Below are 11641 nucleotides of genomic sequence, written 5' to 3'. Positions count from 1 at the left end.
CCCTCCCTGCGTCACGAGCCCGGCGAAACTCTCTCACCTTGATTGACGCGCTCTTCCATCCTGATCGCCGCGCGACAGCAGCTATCTGGGGCGGGAAATGCGAAGGCGCTGTCTCCGTTGTGCGAGGTCCGTTTTGGCCCCGAAATCTGGGCAGCCGCCGGAGCCCTTCTGGCACGATTGAGTTGGATGGGGAGGGCAGCCATCGCGCAGTGGTGCAGCCAAAAACACTAATCTTGGTACTGTTTTATGAGCAGGCGCAACGCATCTATTCGCTAACACTGGCGACCGGAGCGATCCCGATCCATCAGGCTTAGTGGGAGCCCCGGTCAATGCAGACAGCGCAGATCGCAGACACGGAGACAGGACTTCGACAACGGCTGGCATTTTGCCGATAGCCGGCGCGTCCACGCTCCCCGCAACATTTCCACCAAAGAGACAAATGACCGAGGAGATAATTCCCATGAAGGCAATCGTCGTAACGGACCAGGCTGCGGGACCCGCTGGGATGAAGCTGGTGGAGCGGCCCGAGCCGCAGGCAGCGATAAACGACGTCGTCGTTCAGGTTCATGCGTCGGGATTCGTCCCGACTGAGCTCGCGTGGCCCTCGACCTGGACCGATCGCGCCGATCGTGACCGAACACCATCCATCCCTGGGCACGAGCTGGCCGGAGTGGTCACCGCTCTCGGATATGGTACGAGGGGGCTGTCGGTGGGACAGCGGGTGTTCGGCCTCGCGGACTGGTATCGCGACGGCACGCTGGCCGAGTATGTGGCGATCGAGGCACGCAACCTCGCGCCGCTGCCGGGCGACGTCGACTTCGCGGTAGGCGCGAGCCTGCCGATCTCGGGCCTAACTGCGTGGCAGGGACTGTTCGACCACGGCCGCCTTCAGGCGGGGCAGAGCATCCTCGTGCACGGTGCGGCCGGCGCAGTCGGGTCGATGGTGACGCAACTTGCACGAGAGGCCGGCGCCTACGTCATCGGCACCGGACGCGCCGCCGACCGTCAGACGGTGCTCGACTTCGACGCGAAAGAGTTCGTCGACCTCGACAACGACGTCCTGGAAGACGTCGGCGGAGTCGATCTGGTGTTCGATGTCATCGGCGGCGACATCGGGAAGCGGTCCGCAGGCCTGATTCGAGCCGGAGGAACGCTGGTGTCCATCGTCGGGCCGGCCGAGGCACGGCCCGCCGACGGCCTCGCGGTCGACTTCGTCGTCGAGTCCGATCGTGCCCAACTGAGTGAAATCGTCCTGCGGGTGCGGGACGGACGACTGCGGACGAACATCGGCAACGTCTCGACCCTCGACGATGCCGTCGCCGCCTTGAACCCGACCGAGCGACGAAAGGGGAAGACGATCATCCGCGTCCGTCCCTGAGCGACGCACGCCCATCGATGCACGCAGCCGGCCTTCGATAGGCGATGTGACGAGACCCCGAGCCGCAACGCGATCATGGAAATAATGAGAATGGCCGCGGTTTGCGGGGTGGAGGGACCGTCTCCTAGTTGCGCTTTCGCGAACAGTTCGCAACGCAAGCATCGTAGTTTGGGCGGCAACGCCTCGAGGCCACACAAGCTTCGATCCTATTGTGCGCGCTTGGTGATCCGTGTCCCTTGCTGTCTCCGCCGCACTCCATAACGCACATATTCCAACTACTAATGCATCCTTCAAGGCATTTCTCTTGCTCTTGAAAGGATGCGATGGCCGACGTCGTCGGCAAAAAGGCTACAACGGCTACGATCAGAAGTCTCTTCATCGGCTAAATACCTACCTCCGGCCCAAGGGTCACGCGAGTCTCCGGGGCCGGTTCGAAAGATTGCGAAAACTACGTTCGTTGAATGTCAACGACCGGTACACCGCCCGCCTCCGGCGTGATCTTCACGTAGGTGCCGCTCTCATGCAGCCGGAGCCAGCCCCGCTCGATCGCGAATTTGGGGCCCGCGCTGTATTCGGCCGGCTTGGCCCTGTCCTGGGAGAGCATCGGGTAATTGATTTTCTCGATATGGATGCGGCCGTCCTGAACGGGCTCAACAGCCTGGGCCAGTTCCATGAGCCGGCGAGCGGCTTTCTCCGGGTCGGCATAGGGGCGATCTTCTGCGTATTTCATGCGGGCCTCGCGGCTTCGGTCCTGCGAGATTCGGCGGGCCTCCGCAATATCCTAATCGCTCAACCGCTGGTACCTCGGCGCGATCCGCGTCCAGCCGTGCGGCCACAAGAGAACTTAATTGCGCGCAGTCACGCCGCAAGCGGAGGTGGGGACGCCCTGTCATTCGGACAACGACTCGTTACTTGCAAAATGCAAGTCATGATGTAGTGTCCTGCGAAACGAGAATGCGGCCGTTTCGAAAGCAGCGCCGACACACAGGAGGCAAGTTTGTCCGAGGACGTGCTCGTGACGCGCGAAGAGCGCGGCAATATCTCCGTATTGACCATGGTTTATCGGCCGTACAACCTGCTCGGCCCAAAGCTCATCAATGCGCTTGTGGAGCAGGTAGAGGCGGCTCAGAAAGCTGGCAGCCGCGCCATTGTGATCCGCAGCGGACTACGCCATTTCTCTGCCGGCGCGGATCTGGATATCTTCGATAAGCGGGTCGCCGCGGGTGCGGCTGATCAGGCCAGCGAAAACAGGCGGCTGAACGGCGTCGAGTTCCTGCGTTTCATGGAGTTGTTGCCTATTCCGCTGATCGCCAGCGTTCACGGCGTCTGCCTTGGTGGCGGACTCGAGCTTGCGCTTTCCTGCGACTATATTATCGCCGCTTCCTCGGCAAAGATTGGATCGGTCGAGGCCACGCTTGGGCTTCATCCTCTGCTCGGCGGAATCCAGCGCCAGGTACAGCGCATCGGTGCTCAGCGCGCCAAGGAGATGTCGATGCTGGCCCGACGCTACGACGCGCCGACGCTGGAGAAATGGGGCCTGATCAATCTCACCGTGCCGGAAGAGTCGCTGGAACAGACCACGATGACGCTTGCGGAAGAATTTGCGCAGGGCCCGACCGTGGCGCATGCGGCGACGAAGCAGCTCACCTATATCGCGGTCAATGAAGGCGTCGCTGCCGCCGATGAGGCGATGGCAAGGGTGCAGGCGCCGATTTGGGCCTCGGAAGATCTGAAGACCGGTCTCGCGTCATTCCGCAAGAATGGCCCGGGTCTCGCAAAATTCGCGGGGCGCTGACATGAGCGGCCCCTTGAGCGGAATCCGTGTTGTCGATTTTTCCCGTGTGCTCGCCGGCCCGTTATGCGCACGGACGTTGCAGGATCTTGGCGCCGAGGTCATCAAGATCGAGCCGCCAAGCCCTGATGTCTCGCGCTTCGCATTTCCGTCGACCGATGGCATGTCGGGCTACTACGCACAGCAGAATGCCGGCAAGCGCAATGTCAGCATCAATCTCAATGTGCCCGGCGCCTATGAACTGGCGCTGAAACTCTGCGACACGGCCGATGTCGTCGTCGAGAATTTCCGTGCGGGCACGCTGGGTTTCTTCGGTCTCGACTATGAGACTCTCTCAAAGCGAAATCCACGATTGATCTATGCCTCGATCACCGGCTATGGCCAGGGAGGACCGTGGCGAAGTCGGATGGCATACGCGCCGACGGTGCAGGCCGAGGCGGGTTTCACCGAAAACAGCGTTCGTCATTATGGCAGCGCGCTGACGGAACCGCGCACCGACAGCCTGTCGCACGCGGATGTCTATGCTGGATTGCAGGCAGTGATCGCCATCCTGGCAGCGCTCAACAGCCGCCAGAAGTCCGGGCGCGGCCAGTACATCGATGTCGCGATGGCCGCGACGCTGCTTGCGGTCAACGAACGCGCGCATGTCGATCTCGCCGATGACGATATCGGAGCCGAACCCGCCGTGCTTGGCGCCACCGACTGCTCGTTCTTTACCGGGCCGCAAGGCGAGCACTTCACGGTCGCGACCAGCATTGTCGGCAGCCGGACCTTTCCGTCGTGGTTGCGTGCGATGCGCCGAGCGGACCTCATCGACGATCCGCGGTTCTGCAATGCAGTCGCGCGCCGGCTGAATTTCGGTGCGCTCCACCAGATCATCCAGTCGTGGATACTGACCTTCCCGGACATGGCGACGTTGGACGCCCAGTTCGATGAAGCCAAGATCGCGATGGGCGAGATCCGCTCGATCAAGGAACTCACGGCATCGGAATGGAGCGAATATTGGGGTGCCGTGCAGTACGTATCCGACCGCAGCGGTGGTCAGTATCACCTGCCCGGACGTCCCTGGCGCTTCTCGGAGGCAGAGTTGACGCCGATCGGGACGCCGGCCTTTCAGGGTGAGCATAACGTTGCGGTGTTCAGCGAACTCGGCGTCAGTGAAGCTGAACTGAAGCGCTTGAGCGAAGCCGGCGCACTGGTGACACATCGGCGCGCACAAGAGCCTGAGATCGCCATCAAACCGCAGACCGAGCCAGGTCAGGCGGCCTGATCCACCGAGAAACAAGCCAAGGTACACTGAGACTGGACATACGCGAACTCGGCCCAATATGGTACGGGGGTCGAGTTCGGAGCTGAAAAGAGCCATGTCCGGCGTCAAGCAAAGCCGTCTCGCAAACAAGGAATGTTCCATGGCGCGAGCCATGGAAATCGTCGGCGACCGCTGGACGATCCTGATCTTGCGAGAGGCCTATTATGGTGTGAAGCGGTTCGACGAATTCGAGTACTACGTCGGCGTGGCACCCAATATCCTGAGCAATCGGTTGAAGAGACTTGTCGAGGCAGGCGTCATGGCTCGTGTGCCGCTGCCCGAGCACGCCGGCCGATACGAATATGTTCTGACCGAAAAAGGGCGCGACTTTTTCCCGGCCTATCTTGCGTTGAAGAAATGGGGTGACAACTGGCTGGCGGAGCCGGAGGGCCCGCAAGTGGTTTTTCGTGACCGACACGTCGGACGTCCAATCGAATATCCAGAATTGCGGACAGCCGGCGGCCAGCCGTTGCATCTCGAAGACGTCGAGGTGGTCGCGGGAGCCGGCGCCGTGCCGTTCAACCGCAAACGGTTTGGCGCCGCGGCCTCGACCACGAAGCCGACCGAAGCGCCGAGGAGCGCCTCACGCCGCAAGGGCAAGTAGCGCGCACCTTGTCTCCGTTCTGAGCAGACGGCAGCGTTTGCCGCAACGACGATCGATCCTTCAAGAAAACATCGATACCATCACCTGTATGCCATCCGTTGCGGCATCTAACTGGTCACCGCAGTTGGTGCGGCGGCACGAATCGCTCTTGAACGCGGAGGTGCCGCTTCCGTAACGCTCAATTGCATTCCAACTCGGACGCAAAGCGGCGCAGTGCGCTCTGCATCGTTGCCGCTGTCAGTGGTCTTCGCTCCAGGCATCGAGATGTCGGTCCGGCAACGACGATCGAGAGCTGCCGTGAACTGAGTGGAAGAGAAAGCGCGACACCTGCCAGATCCGGGATGTACTCCGACGAACTCTGGTGATAGCCGCGCTTGGCGGCGATCTCGAGTTCAGCCTCCACTGCTTCGGCATTCATGGGAGTGGTTTCGGAAAACTGCTCGAACTTGATCTTGCGATAGATTGCGCGCCGTTCTTCGGGAGAATGCTGCGCCAGGATGGCTCTTCCTACCGAACTTGCATACACGGGCACCCGGTCGCCGACTTGAGCGAAGTAGCGGACCGATTGCCCGGATTCCTCGACATGCAGGAAGATCGCAGAGGTGCCCGCCAAGGCCGCGATCGCCGTGGTCTCTCCGGTTTCCTTGGCAATTTCCGCCACGAGTGCATAAGCGACCTCTGGAAGCGGCGCCGCGTCCGCAACGGTGCGCGCCAGCGTCAGCCAGCGCGGGCTTGGATAGTAACCGCTTCGCGCCCGCGTCTCGTAGAGCCATCCCTTTTCGACAATCGTGCCGACAAGATTGAAGGTGCTGGAACGCGGCCAGCCCAGATCATCAGAGATTTCGGCCAGCGTCGCCGGTCGTTTGCGGCGCGCAAAGTACTCCAGCAGTTCTAGGACGTTAGCAGCCTGCCTGACCAACATACGAAACCCGCATCTTCTCCGCGAAGGTTGGTTGCTCCGTGACGTCGAACAACAACTCCCGCTCACTCAGCCGCTGATTGGCGACCCCACGGTCATAGCATCATCCGCTCAGCCGGAAGCTCGTCCCGGAATTTGAGCCAGCAACTCCTGGGGACTTCGGCTCCGAGGTCAGATCGAAACGCCTTGACTCGAGATTCATATACGTGTCTTATAAATTCACAATAAAGAATTTTGCTGAGGGGTGGGGCTGCCACCGTCAGCGAAAGCCCACGGGGGAGGACCTTTCATGGCTGCATTCAGGAATTTGCTCTCATCGGCGGTGGCGTCGGTTTGCATGGTGACCGCGTCGGCCGCTTTGGCTCAGACCAGCGTCAAGCTCGGCGTGCTCGCGGACATGTCCGGCATCTTCTCGGACATTGGGGGGATGGGAGCCGCCGAAGCGACCAGGATGGCGGTCGAGGATTTCAACAAGCTGCCGGGATCCGACAAATTCAAGATCGAGGTTGTCAGCGCTGATGCGCTGAACAAGCCGGACGTGGCGCGGGGCATCGCCCGCAAGTGGTTTGACACGGAGAATGTCGATGCGGTCGTTGATCTGCCGACGAGCGCGATCTCGCTGGCCATCGCACCTCTCGTTCAGGAGCAGAACAAAGTCGCGCTGTTCACCGCATCGGGCACGTCGGATCTGACGGGCAAGTCCTGCACGCCGAATTCGGTGCACTGGACCTACGACACCTGGGCGCTGTCGCACGGTACCGCCGATGCCATCACCAAGGCCGGCGGCAAGACGTGGTTCTTCGTCACCGCCGACTTTGCCCTTGGGCATTCCCTGGAGCGCGATGCGAGCGCCGTCGTCAACGCGAACGGTGGCAAGGTCGTTGGCAGTGTCAAGCACCCGACCGATTCGAATGACTTCGCGTCCTTCCTCCTCCAGGCGCAGGCATCGCGCGCCGAGATCATCGCGCTCGCCAATGCCGGTGGCGATACGATCAAGGCGATCAAACAGGCCTCCGAGTTCGGCATCATTCAGGGCGGGCAGAAGCTCGCAGGCATGCTGCTGTTCATCTCGGACATTCACTCGCTAGGTCTGAAGACGGCACAAGGCCTCCAACTGACGACGGCGTTCTATTGGGACCTGAACGACAAGACGAGGAGCTTTGGCGAGCGCTTCGCGGCCCGGAACAACGGACGCTATCCGTCAATGAACCAGGCTGGAGCGTATTCCGCGACGCTGGCCTATCTGACCGCCGTCGCAAAGGTGGGATCGCCGCGTGATGGCGCCGCTGTCGTGAAAGCGATGCGCGAGCTCGGCACGTTTGACGACCCTCTGTTCGGAAAGACTTCGCTGCGTGAGGACGGTCGCGTTCTTCACGACATGATGCTGGTCCAGGTCAAGACGCCCGGCGAATCGAAGAAGCCCTACGACTACTACAGGATCGTGTCGACCATTCCCGCCGAAGCGGCATTCCGTCCGCTCAAGGACGGCGGCTGCCCCCTTGTGAAGTGAGTTTACGGCGCGATCGAGCCGGAGATTCAAGAGAGAGCCGCGTCTGCCTGCTGCGAGCCGCATGGCAGGAATGCTCTGAGATTTTTGCGTTGACCTGTGGAGGACCAATCCCGTGCTGAAATCCGATCGTCTCACCTGCTACGATCACCTCTATATCGGCGGGTCGTGGGTCGCGCCTGAAGACGGTGGTTTTCTCGAAAGCATCGATCCTTCCACGGGACGCCCCTGGGCTCGCGTCGCCTTCGGTGGCCCCGGTGATATCGACCGTGCCGTCGCAGCGGCGCGGGCGGCACTGAACGGTCCGTGGGGGCGCATGCCAGGGCACGAGCGCGCGGCGCTGCTGCGCAAGTTCGCTGACCTCTATGCGCAGCGTGCCGCCGATCTTGCCGTCCTGGAAACAACGGATTCCGGCCGCGCGCTGCGGGAGTCCCGCGCCGATATTGGTGGTCACACGTATGGCTATCACTGGTGGGCATCATTGGCGGACAAACATTCCGGCCGCACCATTCCATTCGACGACAGTGTGCACGCATTCACCACCCGCGTGCCGGTCGGAGTGGTCGGCGCGATTACGCCATGGAACGTGCCGCTGATGGCTGCGGCATGGAAGCTCGGTCCTGCACTCGCGGCAGGTTGCACCGTGGTGTTGAAGCCGGCAGAGCAGACGCCGGTCACCTCGCTTGAACTCGGAAAATTGTTCGACGAAGCCGGGTTTCCGCCTGGAGTGGTCAACATCGTTCCCGGGTACGGGAAGGACGGCGCCGGTGAACGGCTCGTCACCCATCCGGGCGTCGACAAGATCGCATTCACCGGCGAGGGGGCAACGGCGAAGGTCATCCTGCGCGCCGGTGCCGACACGATGAAGCGCTTTACCTTCGAGCTTGGCGGCAAGTCGCCCCATATCATTTTCGCCGACGCCGATCTTGAACAGGCACTGAACGCGGCCACCAATTCAGCATGGACGCTGTGCGGACAGAGCTGTGCGCTCGGGTCGCGGGTGCTGGTTCAGAGGCCGATCTACGATCAGGTCGTCGCAGAGTTTGCGCGCCGTGCGGCCCAGGTGCGGGTCGGTCCTCCGCTGGATGAAGCCACGCATATGGGCCCCCAGGCGCACGAGGAGCAACTCGCCAAGACGCTGTCCTATATCGATATCGGACGGGCCGACGGCGCTGAACTGGTGACCGGCGGAGGTCGGCTGAGCGGCGGCGTGCACGGAGACGGCTACTTCGTCCAGCCAACCGTCTTTGCCAACGTCTCCAACGAGATGCGGATCGCCCGCGAGGAGATTTTTGGCCCCGTGGCGGCGCTGATTCCGTTCGACGATGAAGAGCAGGCGATCGCAATCGCGAACGACACGGCATACGGACTGACGGCTGGCCTTTGGACCCAGGACATCGGACGCGGCCATCGCGTTTCCAGCCGGATTCGCGCCGGCATGGTGTGGGTGAACACCTATCGTTTCATTCGCTGGTCGACGCCCTATGGCGGTTTCAAGGGCAGCGGTTGGGGCCGGGAGAACGGTATCGAAGCGCTCGATTCCTATCTCGAAACGCGCACCACGGTGGTCAGCACGACCGGGCGTTTTCCGAACGCCTATGCCAACTGAAATCAAGCACAGCACCTCTCGTTAAATCCAACAAGAAGAGAAGACGATCATGCGTTTGGCGAACAAGCTCGCGGTGGTAACGGCTGCTGCATCCGGAATGGGACGTGCCGGTGTGGAGATCTTCCTGAGGGAAGGGGCCAATGTCGTCGCCGTCGATATCAACCGCGATGCGCTGGCACAGCTCTCCGCGGATATGCGCGCCATTGGGCACTCCATCGAAACGGTTCAGGCGGATCTGTCGCGGCCGGAAGAGGCGCGGCGGTCGGTGAACGATGCGGCGGCGTTGCTGGGCGGCATCGACGTGATGTGGGCGCATGCCGGAATTCCCGGCCCGGCCGGCGTGGAGAATCTCGATCTGGCGGCCTATGAAACCGCGATGGCGCTCAACGTTACGTCCGCTACATTGGCGGCAGGCGAAGTGATCGGCCACATGCGCAAGCGGGGCGGTGGATCGCTGATCTTCACGGCATCCGTCTCGGGCCTGGTCGGCTCGATGTTCAGTCCGGTCTATTCGGCGGCAAAGTTCGCAGTGGTCGGGTTGACCAAGTCGTTGGCGCAACGTTTTGCCGCGGACAATGTGCGCGTCAACGTCGTTTGCCCCGGGCTTGCAGATACGCCCATGAAGACTGGTTTCACGGGGCGTTCGGGTGACCCTGCCGAGGCCGCCGCCAATCAGGCGAGCCTGCTTGCGTCCGTCCCGATGGGACGACTCTGCAAAGCGGAGGAGGTCGCGCATGCGGCCCTTTGGCTGGCATCGGATGAAGCGTCGTTCGTGACCGGCGTTGCGCTTCCGATCGATGGCGGATTCACGGCTCGCTGAGTTCTGACGATCAGGACGAGGGCGGATGGCTCCGATTGTGCCATCCGCCGAATTATGCCCGCATCGACGGGCTCGATCTGGCCATTCTGGCGTTATAGCCAGAGGAGACCTTCATACCGCCGTAGACAGGCGCCGGGTAGGATGTTCCCTCAAAAGGAGCGAGCCATGGTGAAACCGTCGAAGACCCGCATTGGCAACCACACTCTTCACCCGGAAACGCTGATGCTGAATTACGGCTACGATCCGCAATTGTCGGAGGGAGCCGTCAAGCCCCCGGTCTTCCTGACCTCGACCTTCGTCTTCAAGACCGCGGAGGATGGCAAGGACTTCTTCGATTTCGTTGCGGGCCGGCGCGAGCCGCCCGAAGGGATGGGCGCGGGCCTGGTCTACTCGCGGTTCAATCATCCCAACAGCGAGATCGTGGAGGACAGGCTCGCCGTCTATGAGCGTACGGAGAATTGCGCGCTGTTCTCGTCCGGCATGGCGGCGATCTCGACCACGATCCTGGCCTTTGCACGTCCCGGCGATGTGATCCTGCATTCGCAACCGCTCTATGGCGGGACGGAAACACTGTTTGCAAACACGCTTGCAAAGCTCTCCATCGGCGCCGTGGGCTTCGCCGATGGTCTCGACGAGGCCGCGGTCAGGCACGCGGCCGAGGACGCCATGCGCCGCGGCCGAGTTACGATGATCTTCATCGAAACCCCGGCAAATCCCACCAATGGCCTAGTCGATGTCGCGATGATCCGCCGTATCGCCGAACTGATCGGCCAGGTCCAGGGCCACGCGCCGATCGTCGCGTGCGATAATACGTTGCTCGGACCGCTGTTTCAGCGGCCGATCGAGCATGGGGCTGATCTCTCCCTGTACTCGCTGACCAAATATGTCGGAGGCCATTCCGATCTGATTGCCGGTGCTGCGCTCGGCTCAAAGGCCCTGATGAAGGACATCAGGGCGTTGCGAGGGGCGATCGGCACCCAACTGGATCCCCATTCCTGCTGGATGATCAGCCGGTCGCTCGAAACCCTGAGCCTGCGGATGGAGAAGGCCGACAGAAATGCGCACCTCGTGGCGGATTATCTGCGCGATCATCCCAAAGTGGAGCGAGTCCATTATCTTGCCCACCACGCAGAAGATTCCCCGGCCGGCCGTCTGTTCGCGAGGCAATGCAGCGGAGCAGGCTCCACGTTTTCATTCGATATTGTCGGCGGCCAGACGGCTGCCTTCAAATTCCTGAATGCGCTGCAAATCCTCAAACTGGCGGTGAGCCTGGGCGGCACCGAGTCGCTTGCCAGCCATCCCGCAACCATGACCCACTCGGGCGTCCCGGCCGGCATCCGTCAAAGGATAGGCGTGCTCGACTCCACGATCCGGTTGTCTGTTGGCATCGAGCACCCCTCCGATCTGATTGCAGACATCGCGCAAGCCTTGATCGACGCATAGGTGGTCGGTCTGGAGACCGCCGGCAGCCAAGCAGTTGGACATCGACCAAAAGTTCGATGTGATCAAAGCGGGCATAGACTATCGCTTCGGTTTCGGCGGCCGGTGGCTGCGACGTATTGAGCTAGGGCGTGAACTCTTTACGTTGTGAGCACGCGCCCTAGCATTACAGTTGTTTTTTTAGTGGGATTCTGAATCCATGGGCAACCATGATTCGAAGATCGTGGACGCAGGCAGCGTCGATTGAGGAGACGCTTGCGTTG

10 protein-coding genes are annotated in these 11641 nt (G+C 61.6%); 8 read left to right on the top strand and 2 right to left on the bottom strand.

All coding sequences use genetic code 11. The annotated features are described in order from the left end of the window. Positions 1 to 460 precede the first annotated feature (460 nt). Positions 461 to 1378 (top strand): NADP-dependent oxidoreductase, encoded by a 918-nt coding sequence (locus AAFX91_RS33040; protein WP_130576871.1) that lies wholly within the window; start codon positions 461 to 463, stop codon positions 1376 to 1378. A 448-nt stretch (positions 1379 to 1826) separates the two neighbouring features. Here the strand turns inward: AAFX91_RS33040 and AAFX91_RS33035 are convergent, their stop codons facing one another. Continuing rightward, complete coding sequence (locus AAFX91_RS33035) at positions 1827 to 2108, bottom strand: hypothetical protein (RefSeq protein WP_130576872.1); 282 nt, start codon at positions 2106 to 2108, stop codon at positions 1827 to 1829. Between the two features lie 267 nt (positions 2109 to 2375). On the opposite strand from AAFX91_RS33035, the gene AAFX91_RS33030 reads away from it, so the two are divergent. From AAFX91_RS33030 to AAFX91_RS33020, 3 genes are all read left to right on the top strand, one after another. After that, positions 2376 to 3173 carry an enoyl-CoA hydratase/isomerase family protein gene (locus AAFX91_RS33030; protein ID WP_130576873.1) on the top strand — a complete coding sequence of 266 codons (798 nt, stop codon included), beginning with the start codon at positions 2376 to 2378 and terminating at the stop codon, positions 3171 to 3173. Positions 3174 to 3186: 13 nt separating this feature from the next. Then, complete coding sequence (locus AAFX91_RS33025; protein WP_245475631.1) at positions 3187 to 4440, top strand: CaiB/BaiF CoA-transferase family protein; 1254 nt, start codon at positions 3187 to 3189, stop codon at positions 4438 to 4440. Positions 4441 to 4579: 139 nt separating this feature from the next. Continuing rightward, on the top strand, positions 4580 to 5083 hold the full coding sequence (locus AAFX91_RS33020) for a helix-turn-helix domain-containing protein (protein WP_130576875.1): 504 nt from the start codon (positions 4580 to 4582) through the stop codon (positions 5081 to 5083). A gap of 178 nt (positions 5084 to 5261) precedes the next feature. Here the strand turns inward: AAFX91_RS33020 and AAFX91_RS33015 are convergent, their stop codons facing one another. Beyond that, positions 5262 to 6005: an IclR family transcriptional regulator gene (locus AAFX91_RS33015; RefSeq protein WP_394569363.1), complete on the bottom strand. Its 744-nt coding sequence runs from the start codon at positions 6003 to 6005 to the stop codon at positions 5262 to 5264. A gap of 286 nt (positions 6006 to 6291) precedes the next feature. On the opposite strand from AAFX91_RS33015, the gene AAFX91_RS33010 reads away from it, so the two are divergent. The 4 genes from AAFX91_RS33010 to AAFX91_RS32995 all read left to right on the top strand — a co-directional run bounded on the left by AAFX91_RS33010 (position 6292) and on the right by AAFX91_RS32995 (position 11381). After that, positions 6292 to 7512 carry an ABC transporter substrate-binding protein gene (locus AAFX91_RS33010; RefSeq protein WP_394569362.1) on the top strand — a complete coding sequence of 407 codons (1221 nt, stop codon included), beginning with the start codon at positions 6292 to 6294 and terminating at the stop codon, positions 7510 to 7512. A gap of 112 nt (positions 7513 to 7624) precedes the next feature. Beyond that, entirely contained in the window at positions 7625 to 9118 is a 1494-nt protein-coding gene (locus AAFX91_RS33005) for an aldehyde dehydrogenase (RefSeq protein ID WP_394569361.1), read from the top strand. A gap of 49 nt (positions 9119 to 9167) precedes the next feature. After that, a complete protein-coding gene (locus AAFX91_RS33000) occupies positions 9168 to 9938 on the top strand; it encodes an SDR family NAD(P)-dependent oxidoreductase (RefSeq protein ID WP_394569360.1) in 771 nt (256 codons plus the stop codon). A gap of 165 nt (positions 9939 to 10103) precedes the next feature. Then, the gene (locus AAFX91_RS32995; protein ID WP_394569359.1) at positions 10104 to 11381 is read left to right on the top strand and encodes a cystathionine gamma-synthase family protein; all 1278 of its coding nucleotides are present in this window, start codon (positions 10104 to 10106) and stop codon (positions 11379 to 11381) included. Positions 11382 to 11641 lie beyond the last annotated feature (260 nt).

This window comes from Bradyrhizobium sp. 31Argb (genome assembly GCF_043638955.1).
In the GTDB taxonomy this organism is placed as follows: domain Bacteria; phylum Pseudomonadota; class Alphaproteobacteria; order Rhizobiales; family Xanthobacteraceae; genus Bradyrhizobium.
This window is presented reverse-complemented; position numbering and strand designations above follow the sequence as displayed.